19 protein-coding genes are annotated in these 23,358 nt (G+C 63.5%); 4 read left to right on the top strand and 15 right to left on the bottom strand.

The window, feature by feature from the left end:
- Window position 1: 1 nt before the first annotated feature.
- The 3 genes from folP to rlmE form a co-directional block, all read right to left on the bottom strand.
- The gene (gene folP / locus KUV81_RS11295; RefSeq protein WP_222544249.1) at window positions 2-790 is read right to left on the bottom strand and encodes a dihydropteroate synthase; all 789 of its coding nucleotides are present in this window, start codon (window positions 788-790) and stop codon (window positions 2-4) included.
- Window positions 791-900: 110 nt separating this feature from the next.
- Window positions 901-2,856, bottom strand: a complete 1,956-nt coding sequence (ftsH, locus tag KUV81_RS11290; RefSeq protein ID WP_409995566.1) for an ATP-dependent zinc metalloprotease FtsH — start codon at window positions 2,854-2,856, stop codon at window positions 901-903.
- A 41-nt stretch (window positions 2,857-2,897) separates the two neighbouring features.
- Entirely contained in the window at window positions 2,898-3,527 is a 630-nt protein-coding gene (gene rlmE / locus KUV81_RS11285; RefSeq protein WP_222543960.1) for a 23S rRNA (uridine(2552)-2'-O)-methyltransferase RlmE, read from the bottom strand.
- Window positions 3,528-3,653: 126 nt separating this feature from the next.
- On the opposite strand from rlmE, the gene yhbY reads away from it, so the two are divergent.
- Entirely contained in the window at window positions 3,654-3,956 is a 303-nt protein-coding gene (yhbY, locus tag KUV81_RS11280) for a ribosome assembly RNA-binding protein YhbY (RefSeq protein ID WP_222543959.1), read from the top strand.
- A 63-nt stretch (window positions 3,957-4,019) separates the two neighbouring features.
- Here the strand turns inward: yhbY and greA are convergent, their stop codons facing one another.
- The 9 genes from greA to dnaK all read right to left on the bottom strand — a co-directional run bounded on the left by greA (window position 4,020) and on the right by dnaK (window position 16,853).
- Window positions 4,020-4,496, bottom strand: a complete 477-nt coding sequence (gene greA, locus KUV81_RS11275) for a transcription elongation factor GreA (protein WP_222543958.1) — start codon at window positions 4,494-4,496, stop codon at window positions 4,020-4,022.
- 184 nt (window positions 4,497-4,680) lie between these two features.
- Window positions 4,681-7,902, bottom strand: a complete 3,222-nt coding sequence (gene carB, locus KUV81_RS11270) for a carbamoyl-phosphate synthase large subunit (RefSeq protein ID WP_222543957.1) — start codon at window positions 7,900-7,902, stop codon at window positions 4,681-4,683.
- An 18-nt stretch (window positions 7,903-7,920) separates the two neighbouring features.
- On the bottom strand, window positions 7,921-9,069 hold the full coding sequence (gene carA / locus KUV81_RS11265; RefSeq protein ID WP_222543956.1) for a glutamine-hydrolyzing carbamoyl-phosphate synthase small subunit: 1,149 nt from the start codon (window positions 9,067-9,069) through the stop codon (window positions 7,921-7,923).
- A 184-nt stretch (window positions 9,070-9,253) separates the two neighbouring features.
- The gene (gene dapB, locus KUV81_RS11260; RefSeq protein ID WP_222543955.1) at window positions 9,254-10,066 is read right to left on the bottom strand and encodes a 4-hydroxy-tetrahydrodipicolinate reductase; all 813 of its coding nucleotides are present in this window, start codon (window positions 10,064-10,066) and stop codon (window positions 9,254-9,256) included.
- A 98-nt stretch (window positions 10,067-10,164) separates the two neighbouring features.
- Window positions 10,165-10,776, bottom strand: a complete 612-nt coding sequence (locus KUV81_RS11255; protein WP_222543954.1) for an FKBP-type peptidyl-prolyl cis-trans isomerase — start codon at window positions 10,774-10,776, stop codon at window positions 10,165-10,167.
- 52 nt (window positions 10,777-10,828) lie between these two features.
- The gene (locus KUV81_RS11250; RefSeq protein WP_222543953.1) at window positions 10,829-11,647 is read right to left on the bottom strand and encodes a M48 family metallopeptidase; all 819 of its coding nucleotides are present in this window, start codon (window positions 11,645-11,647) and stop codon (window positions 10,829-10,831) included.
- Between the two features lie 19 nt (window positions 11,648-11,666).
- On the bottom strand, window positions 11,667-13,610 hold the full coding sequence (locus tag KUV81_RS11245) for an alpha/beta hydrolase family protein (RefSeq protein ID WP_222543952.1): 1,944 nt from the start codon (window positions 13,608-13,610) through the stop codon (window positions 11,667-11,669).
- Window positions 13,611-13,712: 102 nt separating this feature from the next.
- Window positions 13,713-14,846 carry a molecular chaperone DnaJ gene (gene dnaJ / locus KUV81_RS11240; protein WP_222543951.1) on the bottom strand — a complete coding sequence of 378 codons (1,134 nt, stop codon included), beginning with the start codon at window positions 14,844-14,846 and terminating at the stop codon, window positions 13,713-13,715.
- Window positions 14,847-14,933: 87 nt separating this feature from the next.
- Window positions 14,934-16,853, bottom strand: a complete 1,920-nt coding sequence (dnaK, locus tag KUV81_RS11235; RefSeq protein ID WP_222543950.1) for a molecular chaperone DnaK — start codon at window positions 16,851-16,853, stop codon at window positions 14,934-14,936.
- A 242-nt stretch (window positions 16,854-17,095) separates the two neighbouring features.
- Between dnaK and KUV81_RS11230 the strand changes: the two genes are divergently transcribed.
- Window positions 17,096-18,013, top strand: a complete 918-nt coding sequence (locus KUV81_RS11230; protein ID WP_222543949.1) for a DMT family transporter — start codon at window positions 17,096-17,098, stop codon at window positions 18,011-18,013.
- Here the strand turns inward: KUV81_RS11230 and KUV81_RS11225 are convergent.
- On the bottom strand, window positions 18,010-18,846 hold the full coding sequence (locus tag KUV81_RS11225; RefSeq protein WP_222543948.1) for a LysR family transcriptional regulator: 837 nt from the start codon (window positions 18,844-18,846) through the stop codon (window positions 18,010-18,012). The genes KUV81_RS11230 and KUV81_RS11225 overlap by 4 nt on opposite strands.
- Before the next feature lie 110 nt (window positions 18,847-18,956).
- On the opposite strand from KUV81_RS11225, the gene KUV81_RS11220 reads away from it, so the two are divergent.
- Together KUV81_RS11220 and KUV81_RS11215 are read left to right on the top strand one after the other, a co-directional pair.
- On the top strand, window positions 18,957-19,679 hold the full coding sequence (locus KUV81_RS11220; protein ID WP_222543947.1) for an SDR family oxidoreductase: 723 nt from the start codon (window positions 18,957-18,959) through the stop codon (window positions 19,677-19,679).
- A 138-nt stretch (window positions 19,680-19,817) separates the two neighbouring features.
- Window positions 19,818-20,567: a murein L,D-transpeptidase family protein gene (locus KUV81_RS11215; RefSeq protein ID WP_315900076.1), complete on the top strand. Its 750-nt coding sequence runs from the start codon at window positions 19,818-19,820 to the stop codon at window positions 20,565-20,567.
- Window positions 20,568-20,575: 8 nt separating this feature from the next.
- On the opposite strand, the gene KUV81_RS11210 is transcribed toward KUV81_RS11215, so the two are convergent.
- Complete coding sequence (locus tag KUV81_RS11210; protein ID WP_222543946.1) at window positions 20,576-21,196, bottom strand: response regulator transcription factor; 621 nt, start codon at window positions 21,194-21,196, stop codon at window positions 20,576-20,578.
- Window positions 21,193-22,989 (bottom strand): PhnD/SsuA/transferrin family substrate-binding protein, encoded by a 1,797-nt coding sequence (locus tag KUV81_RS11205; RefSeq protein ID WP_222543945.1) that lies wholly within the window; start codon window positions 22,987-22,989, stop codon window positions 21,193-21,195. The genes KUV81_RS11210 and KUV81_RS11205 overlap by 4 nt, the downstream gene beginning before the upstream one ends.
- Window positions 22,990-23,358: the final 369 nt, after the last annotated feature.

Raw genomic sequence — 23,358 nt, 5'->3', positions numbered from 1 at the left:
CCTAATCTCGATGGGCTTGTACCGCCTCCCAGATCATCAGCGCATCCCGGGTCGCCGCCACATCATGCACGCGCAGCACCGGGGCCCCTTGTTGGGCGGCCAGCAGGGCGGCGGTCACGCTGCCCACCACGCGCTCGTGGGTGTCACGGCCCAGCAACTCGCCAATCATCCGCTTCCGGGACAGCCCAATGAGCAAAGGTAGCCCAAGGTGCTGCAGTTGCCGGAGGTTCGCCAGCAGACGGTAGTTATGTTCCCGAGTCTTGCCGAAACCGAAGCCCGGGTCCAGCATCAGTCGCGAGCGGTCAATGCCGGCCGCTTCACAGGCGGCCACCCGCTCAGCCAAAAAGGCGCCGACCTCACCGTAGAGATCCCGGTATTGGGGACTTTCCTGCATGGTACGGGGCTGGCCCTGCATGTGCATCAGGCAGATCCCCGCCTCGGTCTGGGCCGCCGCTTCCAGCGCGCCAGGCTCGCGCAAAGCCCGCACGTCGTTGATGATGTCGGCACCGGCCGCGACCGCCTGACGCATCACTTCGGCTTTGGATGTGTCGATGGAGATAAGCACCGTCTGGGGCAACTGTTGGCGCAGCGCACGTATCACCGGCACGGTGCGGGCCAACTCGTCCTCCAGGGCCACGTCTGCGGCACCGGGCCGGGTGGACTCTCCGCCAATATCGAGAATGGTGGCGCCCTCCTCCATCAGGCGCAAAGCGTGACTGACCGCCGCCGCCTGCTGATGATGTTGGCCGCCGTCGGAGAAGGAGTCGGGGGTTACGTTGACGATCCCCATGATCTTCGGGGATGACAGATCCAGCGTTCGCTGGCCGCATTGGAGCGTATTCAATGGCTGTTCCTCAAACAAAAAACCCCGCTGAGCGGGGTTTTCTTATTGGGCCTGGGTTACTTGGCCGGGGCTTCGCTGCCCTTGTCCGCGTTGACGTCGGTCTTAGCGGCCACCGGCTCTTCCACCTGGGGCTCTTCGGCCGGAGCACCACCGGTGGGCTTGTCATTGCCCGAGTCGCTGTCGGTCCAGTCCGCCGGCGGACGCACATCGCGGCGCTCCATAAGGTCGTCGATCTGCTTGGCGTCGATGGTCTCGTACTTCATCAGCGCGTCGGTCATGGAGTGGAGGATGTCCATGTTGTCCACCAGGATCTGGCGGGCCCGCTCGTAGTTGCGGTCGATGAACTCCTTCACCTCCTCGTCGATCATCTGCGCCGTCTCGTCTGACATGTGGCTGGCCTTGGCCATGGAGCGGCCCAGGAACACCTCACCATCCTCTTCGGCGTAGTTCATCGGTCCCAGCTTCTCAGACAGACCCCACTGGGTCACCATCTTGCGGGCAATCTCGGTGGCCCGTTCGATGTCGTTGGAGGCGCCGGTGGTAACCTTGGCATCACCGTAGATCAGCTGCTCGGCAATCCGCCCGCCGTAGAGGCTTGAGATCATCGACTCCAGGTGCTGCTTGGAGTGGCTCCAGCGGTCCTGCTCCGGCAGGTACATGGTGACACCCAGGGCGCGACCACGGGGAATGATGGAGACTTTGTAGACCGGATCGTGCTCCGGCACCATGCGACCGACAATGGCGTGACCGGCCTCGTGGTAGGCGGTCATCTTCTTCTCGTCCTCGGACATCACCATGGAGCGGCGTTCGGCGCCCATCATGATCTTGTCTTTGGCCTTCTCGAACTCTTCCATCGCCACCAGACGCTTGGAGGAGCGGGCAGCAAAGAGCGCGGCCTCGTTCACCAGGTTGGCCAGATCGGCACCGGAGAAACCGGGGGTGCCGCGAGCGATCACCGCCGCATCGACACCTTCGGCCAGGGGCACCTTGCGCATGTGCACCTTGAGAATTTGCTCACGACCGCGCACGTCCGGCAGACCCACGGTCACCTGACGGTCGAAACGGCCAGGACGCAGCAGCGCCGGGTCCAGCACGTCGGGACGGTTGGTGGCGGCGATGACGATGATGCCCTCGTTGCCTTCGAAGCCGTCCATCTCCACCAACATCTGGTTGAGGGTTTGCTCACGCTCATCGTGACCGCCACCCAGGCCAGCGCCACGCTGACGACCCACGGCATCGATCTCATCGATAAAGATGATGCAGGGGGCGGATTTCTTCGCCTGGTCGAACATGTCACGAACCCGAGACGCGCCCACACCCACGAACATCTCGACAAAGTCGGAGCCCGAGATGGTGAAAAACGGCACCTTGGCTTCACCGGCGATGGCCTTGGCCAGCAGGGTCTTACCGGTACCCGGCGGGCCCACCATCAGGACACCTGTGGGGATCTTGCCACCGAGTTTCTGGAACTTGCTGGGATCACGCAGGTAATCCACCAGTTCCGCCACTTCCTCCTTGGCCTCGTCGCAACCGGCCACGTCGGCGAAGGTGGTCTTGATCTGGTCTTCACTCATCAGGCGGGCTTTGCTCTTGCCAAAGGACATGGCGCCCTTGCCACCGCCGCCCTGCATCTGACGCATAAAGAAGATCCACACCCCGATCAGCAGGAGCATGGGGAACCAGGAGATGAAGATCTGGGCCAGCACGCTGGGCTGCTCCGGCGGAAGGCTCTTGATCTGCACGTTCTGCTTGTACAGGTCGTTGATCAGGTCTTCGTCGTAGATCGGCATGTAGGTGACGAACTTCTCGCCGCCACGGGTCTGGCCCTTGATGGTGGTACCATCGGGCTGGAACTCCACCGAACCCACCTGGCCATCATTGATGGCACTGATGAAGGTACCGTAATCCATGGCGTTATTGGTGCGGGATGTCGGGGAGTACCCCTGGAACACCGTCATCAGCACCACGGCAATCACCAGCCACAGGATCAAATTCTTTGCCATGTCACTCAAGGTATGGGACCTCGCATATTCCTTGGTTTATTCGGGTTAGCTTACCCTTTGTAACCGTTAGCCACAATGTAGACCTCCCGGGAGCGGGCCCGGGAGCTGTCGGGTTTACGAATCTTTACGTTGCTAAAGGCGGATCGGACCTCTTGCAAGTATTGGTCAAAGCCTTCCCCCTGGAACACTTTGACCACGAAGGCGCCGTTTTTCTTCAGCACCTGATGGCACATGTCGAACGCCAGCTCCACCAGGTACATGGCCCGCGGCTGGTCTACCGCACCGGCGCCGGAGAAGTTGGGGGCCATGTCGGACATCACCACATCCACCTTGTCATCGCCGATGCGGGTCAGCAGTGCATTGAGCACCGCCTCCTCGCGAAAATCCCCCTGAAGGAAATCGACGCCGGCGATGGGGTCCATCGGTAAAATGTCACAGGCGATCACCACCCCGGACTGCCCTACCTGCTCGGTGGCGTACTGGGACCAGCCCCCCGGGGCGGCCCCGAGATCCACCACGGCCATGCCGGGCTTGAGCAGTTTGTCCTTGCCCTGGATCTCCTCCAGTTTGAACACCGCCCGGGATCGCAGACCCTGTTTCTGGGCCTTCTTGACGTAGTGGTCGTCGAAGTGCTCCGTCAGCCAGCGCTTGGAGCTGGCACTGTGTTTCTTCTTAGTCATGCCGCGGGGGACATCTCCGAGTTGTTTCCGGCATCGGTCCCATTTCGACCGCTACCATTAGTATTAGGCTATAGATGGCGCTAGAATACGCCGTTTTCAAGTCCACCACGTCAAAAAGAGTGCCCGATGACGCAACTGACCAATAAGCAAAAGCAGTACCTGAAGGGCCTGGCCCACAAACTGCGTCCCGTCGTCCTGCTGGGCGCCAACGGCCTGACCGAAGGGGTGCTGGCCGAGATCGAGCAGGCGCTGGATCACCATGAGCTGATCAAGGTGAAGGCCGCCACCGAGGACCGCGAAACCAAGCGGGCCATCATGGACGCCATCGCCCGGGAAACCGGCGCCATCGAGGTCCAGGTGATTGGCCACGTCCAGGTGCTGTACCGCCCGGCGGCCGAGCCCAAGATTGAGCTGCCCCGCGCGCGCTGAGCACGCCCGGCCGACGCATCAAAAAAGCCGCCCCCAGGGCGGCTTTTTCGTGTCCGCATGGCGTCAGAGGTACTGCACCTCGACCACCTCGTACTCGATGTCGCCGGAGGGGGCGTTCACCACCAGCACGTCGTCCAGCTCCTTGCCAATCATGGCGCGGGCGATGGGGGAGTTAACGGAGATGAGCCCGGCTTTGAGGTCCGCCTCGTCGTCACCCACGATGCGGTAGGTCACCTCGTCGTCGGTCTCCACGTTCAGCAGCGTGGCGGTGGCACCGAAGATGATCCGGCCGTTGTTGGGGATCTTGGTGACGTCGATGACCTGGGCCACCGACAGCTTGCCTTCGATGTCGCGAATGCGGGCTTCGGTCAGCCCCTGCTCTTCGCGGGCCGCGTGGTACTCGGCGTTCTCCTTCAGATCGCCCAGTTCACGGGCCGCCGCAATGGCCTCGGTGATCTTCGGTCGCCTGGTGTGCTTGAGATGATCCAGCTCTTCGCGCAGCAGCTCAGCGCCGCGCACCGTCATGGGTACCTGACTCATAATCTTGTCTTTGTCTCCAGCAAAAACCCGCCCCGTCCGGATTGAACCAGACGCGAATGGGCGAGTTGGGGAAGTTCGGGGAATGTCACCTTTGCCCAGATTGTAATAGCAAAACGCCGGCGGGTCATCCCGTCCGGCGTTTTGTTCTACTGGCGTTCAGCCGGCGGGAGAATCCCGCGCAGGCTTAGCCTTTGCTGCGCTTGTGCAGCTCCTGCACCGAGGCCACGTTGCTGCGGTCATCCGCAGTGTGGGCCATGCAGGAGGCAAAGGCGGCGTTCATGGTGGTGGTGTAGTTCACCTTGTGTTGAAGGGCACCGCGGCGCAGCTGTCGGGAATCCTCGATGGCCTGACGACCCTCGGTGGTGTTCACGATGTAGCTGTACTCGCCGTTCTTGATGCGGTCCAGGATGTGCGGACGGCCTTCGTGCACCTTGTTCACCAGGCGCGGGTTGATGCCCGCTTCGCCCAGGGCCACGGCGGTGCCGTGGGTGGCGTCCAGCTCGTAACCCAGCTCCACCAATTTCTGTGCCAGGTCCGCCACGCGACGCTTGTCGCCCTGACGGACGGACAGCAGTGCACGGCCCTCTTTCGGCACGTCCTTGATGGCGCCCAGCTGCGCCTTGGCGTAGGCCTCGGCGAAGGTGTCACCTACGCCCATCACCTCACCGGTAGAGCGCATCTCGGGGCCCAGCAGCGGATCCACGCCCGGGAACTTGTTGAACGGCAGCACCACTTCCTTGACGGAGTAGTAGGGCGGGATGATCTCCTGGGTGAAGCCCTGCTCCTTGAGGGTCTTGCCGGCCATCACTCGAGCGGCGATCTTGGCCACCGGGGCGCCGATGGCCTTGGAGACGAAGGGCACGGTCCGTGCGGCACGGGGGTTCACCTCGATGAGGTACACCACGTTGTCCTTCACCGCGAACTGGATGTTCATCAGGCCCACTACGCCCAGCTCCAGGGCCAGCTTGCGGCACTGTTCGCGCATCTCGTCCTGGATGGCGGCGCTCAGGGTGTAGGGCGGCAAAGAGCAACCGGAGTCACCGGAGTGCACCCCGGCCTGCTCGATGTGCTCCATGATGCCGCCGATCACCACGTCGGTGCCGTCGCAGATGGCGTCCACGTCCACCTCGGTGGCGTCGTCCAGGAAGCGGTCCAGCAGGACCGGCGACTCGTTGGACACGCTGACCGCCTCATTGAAGTAGCGGCGCAGGTCCGCCTCGTCGTAGACGATCTCCATGGCACGGCCACCGAGCACGTAGGAGGGGCGCACCACCAGCGGGTAGCCGATGCGCTCCGCTTCGCGCACCGCCTGCTCGACGGTGGTCACGGTGCTGTTCTCAGGCTGGCGCAGGCCCAGGCGCTCTACCGCCTGCTGGAAGCGTTCGCGGTCCTCGGCACGGTCGATGGCGTCCGGGGAGGTGCCGATGATCGGCACACCGGCCGCTTCCAGGGCACGGGCCAGTTTCAGCGGGGTCTGACCGCCGTACTGGACAATGACGCCCTTGGGCTGTTCAACGCGGACAATCTCCAGCACGTCTTCCAGGGTGATGGACTCGAAGTAGAGACGGTCGGAGGTGTCGTAGTCGGTGGACACGGTCTCCGGGTTGCAGTTGACCATGATGGTCTCGTACCCGTCTTCGCGCATCGCCAGGGCGGCGTGCACACAGCAGTAGTCGAACTCGATGCCCTGGCCGATGCGGTTCGGGCCCCCGCCGATCACCATGATCTTGTCCTTGTCAGACGGATTGGCCTCACACTCCTCCTCGTAGGTGGAGTACATGTAGGCGGTGTCGGTGGCGAACTCGGCGGCACAGGTGTCCACCCGCTTGTAGACCGGGAACAGCTCGTGACGGTGGCGCAGCTTGCGCACCTCGCCCTCGGACACCCCCAGCAGGGTGGCCAGGCGGGCGTCGGAGAAGCCCTTGCGCTTGAGGTTGCGCAGGAAGTCGTAGTCCAGGCCGGCGAAACCGCGGGTCTGCACCTGCTCTTCCAGCTTCACCAGCTCCTCAATCTGCACCAGGAACCAGGGGTCGATGTTAGTGATCTTGAAGATGGCGTCCATGGACAGGCCGGCACGGAAGGCGTCGGCGATGTACCAGGGGCGGTCGGCGCCCACGTCCTGCAGCTCGTAGCGGATCTTGGCCAGGGCGTCGTTGTCGTTGACGTCGACGATGGGGTCGAAACCGGTCTTGCCGGTTTCCAGGCCGCGCAGGGCTTTCTGCATGGACTCCTGGAAGGTGCGACCAATCGCCATCACCTCACCCACGGACTTCATCTGGGTGGTCAGGCGGTCGTTGGAGCCGGCGAACTTCTCGAAGTTGAAGCGCGGGATCTTGGTGACCACGTAGTCAATGGAGGGCTCAAAGGAGGCCGGAGTCGCGCCACCGGTGATGTCGTTGGACAGCTCATCCAGGGTGAAGCCCACCGCCAGCTTGGCGGCGATCTTGGCGATGGGGAAGCCGGTGGCCTTGGAGGCCAGGGCGGAGGAGCGAGACACCCGCGGGTTCATCTCGATGATCACCATGCGGCCGTCTTTCGGGTTCACGCCGAACTGAACGTTGGAACCGCCGGTCTCCACGCCGATTTCGCGCAGCACCGCCATGGAGGCGTTGCGCATCAGCTGGTATTCCTTGTCGGTCAGGGTCTGGGCCGGGGCCACGGTGATGGAGTCACCGGTGTGCACGCCCATGGGGTCGAAGTTCTCGATGGCGCAGACGATGATGCAGTTGTCCGCCTTATCGCGCACCACTTCCATCTCGTACTCTTTCCAACCGATGAGAGACTCGTCGATCAGCAGCTCGTTGGTCGGGGACAGGTCCAGACCGCGGGTGCAGATCTCCTCGAACTCCTCCTTGTTGTAGGCGATGCCGCCGCCGGAGCCGCCCATGGTGAAGGAGGGGCGGATGATGCAGGGGAAACCCACCTGGTCCAGTACGCCGTAGGCCTCCTCCATGGAGTGGGCGATGCCGGCGCGGGGGCACTCCAGGCCGATGGATTTCATCGCCTTATCGAAGCGGGCGCGGTCTTCGGCCTTGTCGATGGCGTCGGCGGTGGCGCCGATCATCTCCACACCGAACTCCTCCAGGACCCCCTTGGACTCCAGCTCCAGGGCGCAGTTCAGCGCCGTCTGGCCACCCATGGTGGGCAGGATGGCGTCCGGGCGCTCCTTGGCAATGATGTTGCGCACCACCTCCCAGTGGATGGGCTCGATGTAAGTCGCGTCGGCCATCTCCGGGTCGGTCATGATGGTGGCCGGGTTGGAGTTGACCAGGATCACCCGGTAACCCTCTTCGCGCAGGGCCTTACAGGCCTGGGCACCGGAGTAGTCAAACTCACAGGCCTGACCAATCACGATGGGGCCAGCGCCCAGGATAAGAATGCTTTGAATGTCTGTACGTTTCGGCATCGTTATTCTTCTCTGTGCTTACTGGGCCTTGAATGTGTCCATCAGTTCGATGAAGTGATCGAACAGCGGGGCCGCGTCGTGCGGACCGGGGCTTGCTTCCGGGTGCCCCTGGAAGGAGAACGCCGGCTTATCGGTGCGATGAATGCCCTGCAAAGAGCCGTCAAACAGACTCTTGTGGGTGGCGCGCAGGTTGGCCGGCAGGGTCGCCTCGTCCACGGCGAAACCGTGGTTCTGGGCGGTGATCATCACGGTGTTGCGGTCCAGGTCCTGAACCGGGTGGTTGCCGCCGTGATGGCCAAACTTCATCTTGATGGTCTGGGCGCCGGAGGCCAGGGCCAGCAGCTGGTGACCCAGGCAGATGCCGAACACCGGGACATCGGTGCCCAGGATCTCGGTGATCGCCTCGATGGCGTAGTCGCAGGGCTCCGGGTCACCGGGGCCGTTGGAGAGGAACACGCCGTCCGGGTTCATCGCCAGCACCTCGGCAGCCGGGGTCTGGGCCGGCACCACGGTCACGTCGCAGCCGCGATCCACCAGCATCCTCAGGATGTTCTGCTTCACCCCGTAGTCGTAGGCCACCACCTTGTACTTAAGCGCTTCGGCCGGGGTGTCGGAGGGCAGACCGCCCACCAGCTTCCAGCTGCCGTTGCGCCAGTTGTAGCCCTTGGCCACGGTGACCTCCTTGGCCAGATCCATCCCCTTCAGGCCGGGGAAGGCCTGGGCCTGGCTCAGGGCCTCGGCGATGTTGGCTTCGGTGGCGTCCCCCACCAGGATGCAGCCGGCCTGAGCGCCCTTCTCACGAAGGATGCGGGTCAGCTTGCGGGTGTCGATGTCGGCGATGCCCACCACGTTGTGGCGCTTGAGGTAATCGGACAGGCTCTCTTCGCTGCGGAAGTTGGACGCCAGCACCGGCAGGTCGCGGATCACCAGGCCCATGGCGTGGATGGCGGAGGATTCAACGTCTTCGTTGTTGGCACCGGTGTTGCCGATGTGGGGATAGGTGAGGGTGACGATTTGTCGGGAATAGGAGGGATCAGTCAGGATTTCTTGATAGCCGGTCATGGAAGTGTTAAAAACGACTTCTCCAACGGATGAACCGCCCGCGCCTATAGCTTTACCACGGAAAACAGTCCCATCCTGGAGCACTAACAGGGCAGTTTTATTCAACTTGACCTCCCACCAGAAATAATTATAAGTTGTTGATTTTAGGCCATTCGTGGCCGTAGGGTCGCTTACCTGAATCCTTAAAAAAGGAATTTTTGGCAAATTCCGCGCATTATAGCAGCCGGATCCGACTTTGACTACAGTTTTCCTCCACAAAAAGGCCCGCAAATTGCGGGCCTTTTTGTGTTTAGGGCTTAAACCCAAGCACTTGCTGCATATCGTAGAATCCGGCGGGCTTGTCCGCCAGCCAGCGGGCCGCGCGCATCGCCCCGTTGGCAAAGGTCATCCGGGAGGAAGCCTTGTGGGTGATCTCCAACCGCTCGCCGATGTCGGCAAAGAGCGCGGTGTGCTCGCCAACGATGTCGCCGGCGCGGATGGTGGAGAAGGCGATGGTCTGACGGTCACGCTCCCCGGTGATCCCTTCGCGGCCGTAGATGGCGCACTGCTCCAGGTCCCGGCCCAGGGTCTCGGCGATCACCTCCCCCATCTTGAGCGCCGTCCCCGAGGGGGCATCCTTCTTGTATCTGTGATGCCCCTCGATGATCTCGATGTCGGTGTAGTCCCCCATCACCTCGGCGGCCACCTCCAACAAACGGAACAGCAGGTTAACCCCCACCGCCATGTTGGGCGCCAGGACCACGGGAATTTGGCTGGCCACTTCACCGATACGGGCCTTCTGGTGGTGGTTGAACCCCGTGGTGCCGATGGCCATCGCCTTGCCCTTGGCCAGGCAGACATCGAGAAACGCCAGGCTGGACTCCGGGGAGGTGAAGTCCACCAGCACGTCGAAGTCGTCACACACCGCCTCGATGTTATCCACCAGGGCCACCCCCGACTTGCCCCGGGCCACCAGCTCACCGGCGTCGCAGCCGATCAGGGAGGAGCCGGGACGTTCGATGGCGGCCCCCAGCTGGATCTGCTCATTGTCGATGGCCGCCTCGATGAGGGTGCGCCCCATGCGGCCGCTGGCGCCGGTGATGGCCACTCGGATCGGTTCCACGGTGTTACTCCTAAAATGCGTGCGATGTCACGCACTATAAAGCCTTTACCGGCAACAAAAAAGGAAGCCGAAGCTTCCTTTTTCTGTGGTCTGTGGCCTTAGACGATGGCCAGCAGCTCGACTTCAAACACCAGGGCGGCGAAGGGCGGGATGGCGCCACCAGCGCCACGCTCGCCGTAGGCCAGCTGATGCGGGATGAACAGCTTCAGCTTGGTGCCGGGGCTCATCATCTGCAGGGCTTCGGTCCAGCCGGCGATCACGCCGCTGACCGGGAACTCGGCCGGCTCGCCGCGCTGTACGGAGCTGTCGAACACACGGCCATCGATGAAGGTGCCGTGGTAGTGACAACGTACGGTGTCCTGCAGGCCAGGCTTGTCGCCTTCGCCCTGGGTCAGCACTTCGTACTGAAGACCGGACTCGGTTACCTGAACGCCGTCACGCTGGGCGTTCTGGGCCAGGAAGGCGTCGCCTTCGGCCGCGGCCGCTTTGGCTTTGGCTTCCTGAGCCTCGGCCATGCGCTGGGAGATCACCGCAAAAGCTTCCTGCAGCTCCTGGGCGGGAACGGCGCTTTCGGCACCGTTGAAGGCGTCGGCCAGGCCAGCCTGAACGGCGGCGATGTCCACGCCTTCGAAGCTGTTGCCGGCCAGCTGCTCGCCCATCTGACGGCCCACGCCGTAGCTTACTTTCTGTTCTACAGAGTCAAAGGTCATTCTCTATGTCCTGAGGTTGTCTCGCGGTATGGAGGCGGCAGTGTACCACCTCTCACCGCGGGACTCGACAGCCGGGGCGGCGGCCCTGGCTCTGGGCCTGCCGGTACCAAACGCTGGCCTCCGCCTGCATCCGCTCGAGATCACCGATGCGGGTGCCGTGGGAGGGGTGGGTGGAGAGCAGCTCTGGCGGTGCACCGCCGCTGGCGTCCGCCATGTTGTGCCACAGCTGAACGCTGGCTGCGGGGTCGAAGCCCGCCCGGGCCATCAGCTCCAGACCGATGACGTCCGCCTCGCTCTCCTGCTGGCGACCGAACGGCAGGGTGATCCCCACCTGGGCACCCAGCCCCAATCCCGCCATGATGAGGTCCTGGTTGGCGGTGCCGCTGGCCCCCAGGGCGACCTGGGCGATCTGCAGCCCGGCGTTGGTCATCTGCGCCCGGGAGACCTGCTCATTGCCGTGGTCCGCCAGTACGTGGCCCACTTCGTGGCCCAGCACCGTGGCCAGCTGATCCGGGGTCTTGGCCACCCCCAGCAGCCCGGTGTAGACGCCGATGTGGCCACCGGGCAGGGCAAAGGCGTTGACCTGCTCCGACTCGAACACCACCACCTCCCACACCTCGGTCTGACCCGGATCCACCACCGCCAGCAACGCCGGATCCGTCACCGCCTCCGCAACGCAGCGAACGTAGGCGTTGACGGCCCGGTCCGTGGAGGCGGTCTCCTGCTCCTTGATCTGGGCAAAGGACTGGGCGCCCATCTGGCGCATCTCGTCCTGAGAGAACAGCAGGGTCTGGCCGCGACCGGTAGGGGACTGGTTGGTGGCACAGCCCCCCAGGGTCAAAAGCAGCGACAGGATCAGCAGTGAGCGCATGGCAACGTCCTTTTCAGCCTCAAAGTTTCAGGTGGGTCTCGAAAAAGCCCAGCAGGGTTTCGTACATCTCGGTGCGGTTCTCCTCGTTGTAGAACCCGTGTGCCTCTTTCTTCATCACAATGTACTCGAAGGGATGGTCTTTTGCCTTAAGCGCCGCGGCGAGCCTGTCGGCGTGCTCGATGGCAGCCCGCTCATCCTCCTTGCCGTGGATGAGCAGCACCGGCGCCTTGAGCTTGTCCACATGGTGGACGGGGCTGTAGGCCTTAAGCTCGGCTTCGTCCCGGCCAAGCACTTTATCAAGATAGCGAAGGCCGTAGTCGTGATCCTGGATGTCGCCCTCTTTGTACATCAACGCCAGATCATAAACGCCCACAAAGCCCACGGAGCAGGCGAACATGTCGGGCTCCAGGATGGCGCTTTGCAGCGCGGAGTAGCCCCCGAAGCTGGCACCGTAGATGCAGACCCGCTCCTTATCCGCGTAGCCCTGGTCAATCACGTAACGGGTGGCGTCGATGATGTCGTGCTGGATGGCGGCCCCCCACTGGCGGTAACCGGCGTGCTCGAAGTTGCCGCCGTACCCGCCGGAGCCGCGGAAGTTGACCTGCAGCACCGCCATACCCCGGCTGGCCAGCAGCTGGGTTTCCGAGTTGTAGCCCCACCAGTCGCGTTCGCCGTGGGGGCCGCCATGGGGGTTCACAATCAGCGGCAGATTCTTGGCTTCCACACCCTGGGGCAGGGTCAGGTAACCGCGGATGGTCATGCCATCCCGGGCCTGAAACTCGATGGGGCGCACCTCGGCGGACTGGGCCGGATCCACCCAGGGGCGGCTCTTCATCAAGAAGCTCACCGAGTTGGCTTTGCTGTCATAGAGGTAGAAACTGCCGGGGTCCCGGTCGTCAAAGACGTAAACCACCGCCTTGCTGCCATCTTCGGTCTGGCTGGCGATCTTCACCTGGCTGCCCCCGAAGGCCTGAAGCAGTCCCTTGAGCAGGGCCGCTTCCGGGCGGGCCTTGTCCACCAGCACGTACTCGGGGCGGCCCGCGCTTACCTCCAGGGCATAGAGGTGGCGACCGTCGGCACTGTAGTAGTAATCGTTCGGCTCTACTACCTTGTCGCGGTAGACCAGCTCCCGCTCCTGGGTCTCCATATTGACCTTGAAGACGCCGGCGATGTCACCGTCGCCATAGGCTTCCATATAGACATGGGTGTCGTCGGCAAAGGCCAGGGGCACGATCTCCAGCGCCGTGTTGGCGTTCTCGTAGATCAGCTGCCACTTGTCGTCCTTAAGGCCTCGGTAGTGCACCTGGTTGATCCCTTTGGCGGTGGTGCCCACCACAAAGCGGGCCCGCCCTTGATGATCAGCCAGGAAGGTGGCATTGGCCACCGGAGAGCGGCCCACCTTGCGCATCTTGCCGGTGTAGACATTGAGCCGGTAGAGCTGGGCCTTGTTGTCACCCGCGGCATCGAAGGGGGTGGAGCTGATCAGGATCTCGTCCTCGTTGTCCTTCCACAGATCGATAAGCTGAGCGTAGCCGTAGGTGGCGGTGGCCTGGTTGATGCGGCTGCCGGTCTGCATGCCGCCGGCCCGATAGCCGTAGATGTTTTTGGCCCGCTTGCCATCGACGTTGACCGCAAACCACTCGCCGGCGGTCAGGGGCTGCTCGAACCACCCCTTGAAAAACTGCAGCTGGACGATCACCCGCTCGTTATTGGCCCAGTAGAACTCCCCCACCTGCTTGTTCTCGCCGAAACGGATGACGTGGGTGGGTTTCATGGTGTCGATGCTCAGGATGGCCAGGACGTTCTTGCCGTCCATGGGGGTAAGCACGGCCAGGTGCTGGCCATCGGGAGCGATTTTGACCGCTTGGAACTGGTCAAATCGGCTGAATGTGTCGATGTCCGCCGGCTTGGCAGACACCCAGGTTGTTACCCAGAACAGGGCAACCAGGATCCATCTGGTCATGGGAGACTCCTTCTCCATTTTCGGTGTGAGGCAATGATAACAGCTTGTAAAAATAAAGAAAAAGCCGCCCCTTGGGGCGGCTTTGTGTGAACGGACTTCAGCTTAGCTGGTCAGGTCGTCGAAGAATTTCTTCACGCCATCGAAGAAACCTTCCGCCTTGGGCTTGTGCCGTTTGGCGGAGGCGGCGCAGGACTCGTCCAGCTCCCGCAGCAGCTCTTTTTGACGCTCGGTGAGGTTCACCGGGGTTTCGATGATCACCTTGCACACCAGATCCCCCACGGCGTGGCTGCGCACGGATTTCACCCCTTTGCCCCGCAGACGGAACATGCGTCCGGTCTGGGTTTCCGCCGGCACCTTGAGGGAGACCCGGCCATCCAGGGTGGGCACCTCAATCTCGCCCCCCAGCGCCGCATTGGCGAAGGAGATCGGCACCTCACAGTAGAGGTTGTTGCCGTCGCGAACAAAGATGGGGTGCTCCTTGATGTGCACCTGGACGTAGAGGTCGCCCGCAGGGGCTCCCATTTCGCCCGCTTCCCCTTCCCCGGCCAAACGGATGCGATCGCCGGTGTCCACCCCGGCGGGGATGGTGACGGAGAGGGTTTTGGTCTTCTCAACGCGACCCTGACCGCGGCACTTGGTGCAGGGGTCGGTGATCACCTTGCCACGACCGCCACAGGTGGGACAGGTCTGCTGCACGGCGAAGAAGCCCTGGCGCATCTGCACCTGGCCGGTGCCGTGACAGGTGCCACAGGTGTTGGCGCTGGTGCCCGGCTTGGCGCCGCTGCCGTGACAGGTGTCGCAGCTGGCCAGGGAGGGGATCTTGAGCTCCTTCTTACAACCCTTAACCGCCTCCTCCAGGGAGAGCTCCAGGTTGTAGCGCAGATCGGCACCGCCGCGGGCCTGCTGACGACCGCCGCCACGACGACCGCCGAAGATGTCGCCAAACACGTCGCCAAAGATGTCACCGAAGTCGGCACTACCGCCGCCAAAACCACCGCCACCGCGGTTGGGATCCACCCCGGCGTGGCCGAACTGGTCGTAGGCGGCCCGCTTCTGCTCATCGGTCAGGATCTCGTAAGCTTCCTTGACCTCCTTGAAGGCCGCCTCGGCTTTCTCGTCCCCCGGATTGCGGTCCGGGTGGTACTTCATGGCCAGGCGCTTGTACGCCTTTTTAATGTCCCGGTCGCCGGCATCACGGGCCACGCCCAGCACTTCGTAGTAATCGCGTTTTGACATGTCAGCTCGCCGCTTTGTCTCTTATATAACGAAAGCGGGCGGCCGGGATGGCCGGTCGCCCGCTTGGCAGTGTCAGTCAGTAAAAGCTTACTTCTTGTCGTCTTTTACTTCTTCGAACTCGGCGTCCACTACGTCGTCAGCCGGCTTCTGCTGTTGAGGCTGAGGCTCACCCTCCGCCTGGCCCTGAGCTTGGGCCTGCTGCTGAGCAATTTCCATCAGCTTAGCAGAGGCTTGGATCAGCTCCTGGGTCTTGGCTTCGATGGCGTCTTTGTCGTCGCCCTTCACCGCTTCCTCAACGGCCTTGATCGCTTCTTCGATCTTGGCCTTGTCTTCCGCGGGCAGTGCGTCGCCGGCCTCTTCCACCTGCTTCTTGGTGGCGTGGGCCAGGCCATCGGCCTGGTTGCGGGCCTGAACCAGCTCTTCGAACTTCTTGTCTTCCTCGGCGTGCGCCTCGGCCTCGTTCACCATCTTGTCGATCTCATCCTCGGACAGACCGGAGGAGGCCTGGATGGTGATCTTCTGCTCTTTGCCGGTGTTCTTGTCGGCAGCAGAGACGTGCAGGATGCCGTCGGCGTCGATGTCGAAGGTCACTTCGATCTGCGGCAGACCGCGAGGCGCCGGCTGGATCCCCTCCAGGTTGAACTGACCCAGAGACTTGTTGGCACCGGCCTGCTTACGCTCACCCTGCAGCACGTGGATGGTCACGGCCGCCTGGTTGTCCTCGGCGGTGGAGAACACCTGGGACTTCTTGGTCGGGATGGTGGTGTTCTTCTCAATCAGCGGAGTCATGACGCCGCCCATGGTTTCGATGCCCAGGGACAGAGGCGTCACGTCCAGCAGCAGCACGTCTTTTACGTCACCGGCCAGTACGCCGCCCTGGATGGCGGCACCCATGGCTACGGCTTCGTCCGGGTTGACGTCCTTGCGCGGCTCCTTGCCGAAGAAGTCGGCAACGGCTTTCTGCACCTTGGGCATGCGGGTCTGACCGCCCACCAGGATGACGTCGTTGATGTCGGATACGGACAGATCGGCGTCCTGCAGGGCCACCTTCAGGGGCTCCAGGGAGCGCACGATCAGATCCTCAACCAGGGCTTCCAGCTTGGCGCGGGTCACCTTGATGTTCATGTGCTTGGGACCGGTGGCGTCGGCGGTCACGTAAGGCAGGTTCACCTCGGTCTGCTGGGCAGAGGACAGCTCGATCTTGGCCTTTTCCGCGGCCTCTTTGAGGCGCTGCATCGCCAGGGGATCGTTTTTCAGATCGATGCCCTGCTCTTTCTTGAACTCTTCCACCAGGTAGTTGATCAGGCGGTTGTCGAAGTCCTCACCCCCCAGGTGGGTGTCACCGTTGGTGGCCAGCACCTCGAAGGTGTGCTCACCGTCCACCTCATCGATCTCGATGATGGAGATGTCGAAGGTACCGCCGCCGAGGTCGTACACGGCCACAACGTTGTCACCCTGACGCTTGTCCATGCCGTAGGCCAGGGCCGCGGCGGTGGGCTCGTTGATGATCCGCTTGACGTTCAGACCGGCGATGCGACCGGCGTCCTTGGTGGCCTGGCGCTGAGAGTCGTTGAAGTAGGCCGGCACGGTGATCACCGCTTCGGTCACTTCCTCGCCCAGGTAGTCCTCGGCGGTTTTCTTCATCTTCTTCAGCACTTCGGCAGACACCTGAGGGGCCGCCATCTTGTTGCCCTTGGCTTCCACCCAGGCGTCACCGTTGTCCGCTTCCACGATCTTGAACGGCATGATGCCGATGTCACGCTGCACCACTTCGTCTTTGAAACGACGACCGATCAGACGCTTGATGGCGAACAGGGTGTTGTGCGGGTTGGTCACGGCCTGACGCTTGGCGGGCTGACCGACCAGGGTTTCGCTATCGGTGTACGCGATGATGGAGGGGGTGGTGCGATCGCCCTCCGCGTTTTCAATTACGCGCGGCTTATCGCCGTCCAGAATGGCCACACAGGAGTTGGTGGTGCCCAGGTCAATGCCGATGATCTTGCCCATCGAGAGCCTCCAAAAAACTTGAAACCGACGAGGTTATTAACTGTTAACTGGGATTTGGGGCCGCCGGCCGTCCCTTTCAAGGGGGGCGGGGAAATTTAATTGCGGCCCGAGTCTGTCAGGCTAAATGGGGTCGCCGCCGTCGCTTTCAAGGGGCAAGGGGAAAAAAATCCCTTCTAGGGGCAACGGAGTAAACGGTATACTTTCTGCACTTTCCGCCACGTTGTCCGTTCGAGCTGTCCGAGATGGTAAAAAATCAAACCCGAGCCATGACCTATGGCATCGGGGCCGTGCTGTTGTGGTCCACGGTGGCCACCGCCTTCAAACTCTCCCTGGCCCAGATGACCCCCGCACAGCTACTGCTGTACGCCGCCCTCGCCTCCACGGCAGTGCTGACGCTGATCCTGGGCGTCCAGGGCAAGCTGGGGCGGCTCAAGGGGCAGTTTCGTGCCAACCCCCTGGTCTACCTGCAAAGTGGCCTGCTGAACCCCTTCCTCTACTACCTGGTGCTGTTCGCCGCCTACGATCTGCTTCCGGCCCAGCAGGCCCAGCCGCTCAATTACACCTGGGCCATTTTGCTGAGCCTGCTGGCGGTGCCCATGCTGGGCCAGAAACTGCGCGGCTGGGACATCGGCGCGGCGCTGCTGGCCTATTTCGGCGTGGTGGTGATCGCCACCGGCGGGGATCTCCTGGCCCTGAATTTCGAACGCCCGCTGGGGGTCGCCCTGGCGCTGCTCTCCACCCTGTTGTGGTCCCTCTACTGGATCGTCAACACCCGGGACAAGGGCGATCCCGTGGTCAGTCTGCTGCTGAGCTTCCTTATCGCCCTGCCCTTTATCCTGGCGGTGTGCGCCTGGCGAGGAGAGCTGGCCCTGCCCAACTGGCAGGGGCTGGCGGGGGCCGTCTACGTCGGCCTGTTCGAGATGGGGGTCACCTTCGTGCTCTGGCTCAAGGCGATGCGCACCGCCGAGCGCACCGCGCCGCTGACCAACCTGGTGTTCCTGGGCCCCTTCCTGTCGCTGTTCTTTATCGCCACCTTCCTGGGGGAGTCCATCGCCAGCGCCACCTTTATCGGCCTGGCCTTTATCGTCTGCGGCCTGCTGGTGCAGCAGCTGGGGCCCAAGCTGATCTCCCGCCTGGCCCCCAGCCGCAGCGTCGGCTAGGCGAAGGCTTTCGCCGCCGCCAGCAGGGGCCGCAGCGCGTCGCTGTTGGCCTCGTCGGCGGCAAAGCAGAGGCCGATGCGACGGAACATCCGCGGCGCCTCCAGGGGCACCGCGGTTAAGCGGCGGCTGCCCTCCAGCACCCCGCTGGGCAAAAAGGAGATCCCCACCCCCGCTTCCACCAGGTGACGGACCTGGGTCTTGTGGGCCGCCTTGGCCACCAGGTCCACGGAGAAGCCGGCGCTGGCCAGCAGGCTCAGGGTCTGCTGATGGGCCTCGCAGGCGGCACACTCGATAAAGGGGAAATCGTTGAGCTCGGCGATCCCCACGCTGTCCTTGTCCGCCAGGGGGTGATCCTCCGGCACGCACAGGCGGTAATCCTCCTCCCACAGGGGCAGAAACAGCTCCTGCTCCCCCTTGAACACGTCCAGGGTCACCCGTGCATCCCAGCCGGGCTGGTCGTGATCCCACAGGTCCAGCTCCAACCGCGGCTCTTGCTGCTGACACTGCCCCAGGAAGCGGGCCAGGCGCACCGGGCTCAGGTCGTGGAAGTTGGCCAGTTTGACCTTGAGCCGCCGCTGACGGGCGTGGAACAGCGCCGGCAGCTGCTCCGCCTGGGCCAGCAGCTGCCGGGCCAGGGGGTAGAGCTGGTGGGCACTGTCGGTCAAGTCCACCCCCCGTTTGTGGCGCACAAAGAGTGCCAGCCCCAGCTCCGCCTCCAACTGTTTGATGGCGGTGGAGAGGGAGGGCTGGGTGATGAAGCAGCGCTCGGCGGCGGCGGTCATGTTCCGCTCCTCGAACACCGCAACAAAGCAGCGAAGACGACGCAAATCCATAGACGGAGCCTATCTCAGACAAAGGAATATAATATTTTATCCCAATGTCTAGGCTCTCTATAGTGCGCTCCATCGCGGCGTCGCCGCTTTATGTCCATCAGGAGAGTCCCATGACCCAGCCCCTCGTCATCATCACCGGTGCCAGCTCCGGCATCGGCGAAGCCACCGCCCGCACCCTGTCCGCCGCCGGCCACCCCCTGCTGCTGCTGGCCCGTCGGGTCGAGCGCCTGGAAGCCCTGAACCTGCCCAACACCCTGTGCCGTGGGGTTGACGTGACCGACCGCGACGGCTTCCTGGCGGCGATCGCCGAAGCCGAAGCCCAGTTCGGCCCCGCCGATTGCCTGGTCAACAACGCCGGCGTGATGCTGCTGGGCCAGGCCGATGCGCAGGACCCGAACGAGTGGCAGACCATGCTCAACGTTAACGTCTTAGGGCTGCTCAACGGGATCCACGGCGTACTGGCCAAGATGCGGGCCCGTCGCGGCGGCACCATCATCAACATCAGCTCCATCGCCGGACGGAAAACCTTCCCCAACCACGCGGCCTACTGCGGCACCAAGTTCGCGGTGCACGCCATCTCCGAGAACATCCGGGAAGAGGTGGCCATGGACGACGTTCGGGTGATCACCATCGCCCCAGGTGCGGTGGAGACCGAGCTGCTGGGTCACACCACCAGCGACGCCATCAAGGAGGGTTACGACGACTGGAAAACCCAGATGGGGGGCGTACTGGCCGCCCAGGACGTGGCCAACGCCATCGCCTACGCCTATGGCCAACCGCAAAATGTCTGCATTCGGGAGATCGTGCTCGCCACCACCCGCCAGCAGCCGTAAGCCACTTAGCCACAAGAAAAAAGCCCGCATAGTCGGGCTTTTTTGCTATCTCTTAAGGGTGATTGGTGACAAAAACATCAATTGATCCGTCGCTTAAGCTGTGGAACACTCCTGCGCCAACTGACCTCAGGAGGCCCCGTGATCCGTACCCTGCTTGCATCCCTGTTTTGCCTGGCCCTGGCGCCGCTCGCCCTGGCCACCCCATCCGGTCGAACCCTGGAGCAAGCCCTGGCCCAGTACGGTCCCGACGCGCGCCTTCGTCTCGCCCCCTTTGTCGACACCCTGCCCCCGGCCTTTGACCCGGTGGCCATGAAGCTGGTGGCGATCAAGGCGGATCGCCGGCTCGAGGTGTGGCTGCAATCCGCCGCCGGACCCTGGCACGAGCTGCGTACCTACCCCATCGTTGAAGCCAGTGGCAGCCTGCGCCCCAAGATGCGCGAGGGGGATTTCCAGGTGCCGGAAGGGGTGTACCGCATCGACGCCAGCAACCCCAACAGCCAGTACCACCTCTCCCTGCGCATCGATTACCCCAATGCCATGGACCGCCACTATGGCGCCCTGGAGCAGCGCAGCAATCTGGGGGGCAACATCTTCATCCACGGTCGGGATGTCTCCCGCGGCTGCCTGGCGATGGGCGACCGCTACATCGAGGAGCTCTTTGTGCTGGCCCACGACATCGGCCTGGACAACATCGAGGTGGTGATCAGCCCCCGGGACCCGCGCCGTTACGATCTCGAAGTGCCGGTGGGCCTGCCGGACTGGGTGGCCCACAAGTACAGCGAGATTGAAAGCAGCATCGCCCAGCTGACCCAGCCCGCCAGCCCCCTGCAGCAATCCGCCGAGCTCGAGGGTGAGACCCTCGGCGACGAGGCGCTGCTGCTGCCCTGAGGCCCGTCTCAGCCTTTCCCCTCGGCTTCGCCGCCCTGATGCCGCCCGATCAACAGGGCCAATTCGGCGGCGTTGTGCACCCCCATCTTGTCAAACAGGTTCTTGCGGTGGATCTCCACGGTGCGCTGGGCGATGAACAGCTCGGCACCGATCGCCTTATTGGTCTTGCCCGCCACCACCAGCGCCATCAGTTGTCGCTCTCGCTCGGTCAGTGACGCCAGCTTCTGGGTCAGGGCCTGCGCCTCGCCGGCGGCCCGGTGGCGTTGCTCAGAGCGAACCAGCCCCTCCTCAATCAGGGCGATGAGCCGGTCGCCGTCCACCGGCTTCTCCAGAAAATCCAGCGCCCCGGCCTGCACCGCCTGCACCGCCTTGGGCACAGTGGCATAGCCGGTGAGGAAGATAAGCGACAAACGGCTGCCCCGCTCCAGCAGCGCCTGCTGCACCGCCAGTCCATCCATCCCCGGCATATTGATGTCCAGTACCGCCACCCCCGGCGTCTGCGGGTCGAGCTGTTCGAGGAAGCGGTTGCCGCTGTCAAAAGCCTCGCTGTGAAGGCCCTTGGCCTCCAGCATCCAGCCCAGGGCATCGCGGACGTCGGCGTCGTCGTCCACCAGGTAGATCGCACTCATGGGTTCTCCTCAATGGGTATCGAAAACGTCACTCGCAGCCCCGGCTCGGCGGACTCCGCCCAGATGGTGCCGTGGTGCTCCTCGATGATCCGTCGACAGATCATCATGCCCAGCCCCAACCCCTCGGTTTTGCTGCTTTCAAAGGGCAGGAACAGCCGGTCCAGGGCCGCCGGTGCCAGCCCCGGGCCATGATCCCGTACCGACAGCTGCACTCGCTCCGCCTCCCGGGTCAGCGCGATCACCACCTCCCGCTGGGGCTCGGCCACCTCCGCCATGGCATCCAGGGCGTTGCGGACCAGATTCACCAGCACCTGCTGCAGCAGCACCGGATCCCCCTGAATGGCCAGGTTGTCCGCCAGCCGATTGTCGAATCGCACCCGGCTGCGGTTGCGGCGAAGATCCGGCTCCATCAGGGCCAGGGTCTCGGTCACCAGCTCCGACAGGGCCAGCGAGGAGAGCTTGCTGGGCCGGGCGCAAAATCGCTTCACCCGCTGGATGATCCCCTGGGCCTTCTCGGTCTGGGCCTCGATGCGCTTGAGGCCCTCGGCCAGGGCCTCCCGGTCCAGCGGCTCACCGTCGAGCCGATAGCCGCACCCCTGGGCCAGGTAACGGATGCTGGCCAGGGGCTGGTTCAGTTCGTGGGAGAGTCCCGAGGCCATCTCCCCGGTCAGCAGCACCCGTTGAGCCTTGTAGAAGGCGCTGCGCTGCTCCTGGAGGTGGGCCTGGGTGGCGCTGTGCTGGGTCATCTCCTGGGTCAACTGACTGGTTCGCCGGGCCACCAGGGCCTTGACCCTCAGGTGGTGCAGGTAACCCAACAGCAGGATGAGTGCCGCCAGCCCGGCCCAGGGCAGGGCCTGGCGGGCCAGGTGATGCCAGTCGGTGTTGAAGGGCCACAACTTGATCGCCTTGAGCAGAGCGTACACCTCCCGGTCGTCCACCGGCACCGTCCACTGGGAGTAGCGGCCCCGCTGGGCCGCCGGGGCGTCCCCCGCCATCGTCAGCAGGCGCCGGGCCACGAAGGTGGCCACCTCCGGGGAGACGTGACCCAGCTTGGACACGGCGAAATAGGGGTAGAGCCGACTGCTGACGGCACAGGGGAAATCCGCCGGGCGGCGATCCAGGGCCACAGTCAGGCTTCCTTCGGGCACCTCCCGCTCGGCGACCGCCTGCTCCAGCAAACAGCTGGGCAGGATGGCCACGTCCGCCTCACCGCTGAGCAGTTGCTGCAACAGTTTGCGCTGGGGAAAGCCGACAAAGGTCAGTTGGCGGAAGGCTTTCTTGGGTGTCAGGCCCTGCTCCGCCAGCTCCCGGCGAAACACCGTATAACCGCCGAAGGCGTGGGCCGAGGTGGAGATCGCCTTAAGCCGCGCCAGCTGGCCAAAATCGGTCACCGCCTCCCCCTGGCGCATTACCAGCGCCGAGCCGATGGCCCGGTTGGCGGGGGCGGGCCACAGGGGTGCGGCGGTCAGCAACCGGCTGGCCCCGTACTTCTCCTTGTACTGCACCGTCTTGACGGAGTTTTGGATCAGCAGGTCCACTGCCCCCTCGGCAAGGCGCTGCTCCAGCACCTTGGGCGGCAGCGCCAGCAGCTCAAAGCGGTACTGCGCCTGGCCCTGGTTGAGGTAATCCAGGGTCGGCTGCCAGCGCTGGGCCACCCGCTGGGGGTTATCGAAGGCCGCCACCCCCACGGTCAGCGTCTCACTGGCCATCAGCGGTCCGCCCCAGCTCGCCAGCAGCAGCGCCAGCAAGCCGCCGCGCCAGTGGCCTGTTCCGCTCAGTAACCCGTTGATCAAACCCATCCTCCGCTTTCGCTGCCCAAAGTGTCGCCCGGGCGCTCCTCCACAGTGTATCCGCTGAGGGGGAGGCAACCGGGTTGCCGGTCACAAATGCCGCCGGGATGCGGAAAACCACTATTCAAAAAACCGGAAATCCTGACGGGTCGTAAGGCCGGTGCGATCCCTCTCAATGTCGGCGCCAGAGTCGTGATCCGGCTGGCGCGCTTCTCCGCTCGACGCGAAGCGCTGTCGAGGTTTTGGCCGCCCCAGAGTGAGCCCAGTCACAACCGACTGGGGGTTTCGGAAAACCACTATATCGCGCTCCAGCCCGGCTCCGGTGTAATCCCATCGTCCATTCCCCTCAGGGGAGACTTCAACTTCACGCTG

It is taken from the genome of Ferrimonas balearica (genome assembly GCF_019802085.1).
Lineage (GTDB): Bacteria > Pseudomonadota > Gammaproteobacteria > Enterobacterales > Shewanellaceae > Ferrimonas > Ferrimonas balearica_B.
The sequence above is the reverse complement of the archived record's forward strand: the minus strand, read 5'-3'. Positions and strand labels throughout refer to the sequence as shown.

What these genes read in the sequence shown, in the direction of transcription:
- greA (WP_222543958.1), bottom strand. Translation starts at nt 4,496, where the DNA reads ATGAGTCAGGTACCCATGACGGTGCGCGGCGCTGAGCTGCTGCGCGAA.
- KUV81_RS11225 (WP_222543948.1), bottom strand. Translation starts at nt 18,846, where the DNA reads ATGGATTTGCGTCGTCTTCGCTGCTTTGTTGCGGTGTTCGAGGAGCGG.
- KUV81_RS11230 (WP_222543949.1), top strand. Translation starts at nt 17,096, where the DNA reads ATGGTAAAAAATCAAACCCGAGCCATGACCTATGGCATCGGGGCCGTG.
- folP (WP_222544249.1), bottom strand. Translation starts at nt 790, where the DNA reads ATGGGGATCGTCAACGTAACCCCCGACTCCTTCTCCGACGGCGGCCAA.
- dnaJ (WP_222543951.1), bottom strand. Translation starts at nt 14,846, where the DNA reads ATGTCAAAACGCGATTACTACGAAGTGCTGGGCGTGGCCCGTGATGCC.
- KUV81_RS11220 (WP_222543947.1), top strand. Translation starts at nt 18,957, where the DNA reads ATGACCCAGCCCCTCGTCATCATCACCGGTGCCAGCTCCGGCATCGGC.
- rlmE (WP_222543960.1), bottom strand. Translation starts at nt 3,527, where the DNA reads ATGACTAAGAAGAAACACAGTGCCAGCTCCAAGCGCTGGCTGACGGAG.
- KUV81_RS11245 (WP_222543952.1), bottom strand. Translation starts at nt 13,610, where the DNA reads ATGACCAGATGGATCCTGGTTGCCCTGTTCTGGGTAACAACCTGGGTG.
- carB (WP_222543957.1), bottom strand. Translation starts at nt 7,902, where the DNA reads ATGCCGAAACGTACAGACATTCAAAGCATTCTTATCCTGGGCGCTGGC.
- dnaK (WP_222543950.1), bottom strand. Translation starts at nt 16,853, where the DNA reads ATGGGCAAGATCATCGGCATTGACCTGGGCACCACCAACTCCTGTGTG.
- KUV81_RS11255 (WP_222543954.1), bottom strand. Translation starts at nt 10,776, where the DNA reads ATGACCTTTGACTCTGTAGAACAGAAAGTAAGCTACGGCGTGGGCCGT.
- KUV81_RS11250 (WP_222543953.1), bottom strand. Translation starts at nt 11,647, where the DNA reads ATGCGCTCACTGCTGATCCTGTCGCTGCTTTTGACCCTGGGGGGCTGT.
- KUV81_RS11210 (WP_222543946.1), bottom strand. Translation starts at nt 21,196, where the DNA reads ATGAGTGCGATCTACCTGGTGGACGACGACGCCGACGTCCGCGATGCC.
- yhbY (WP_222543959.1), top strand. Translation starts at nt 3,654, where the DNA reads ATGACGCAACTGACCAATAAGCAAAAGCAGTACCTGAAGGGCCTGGCC.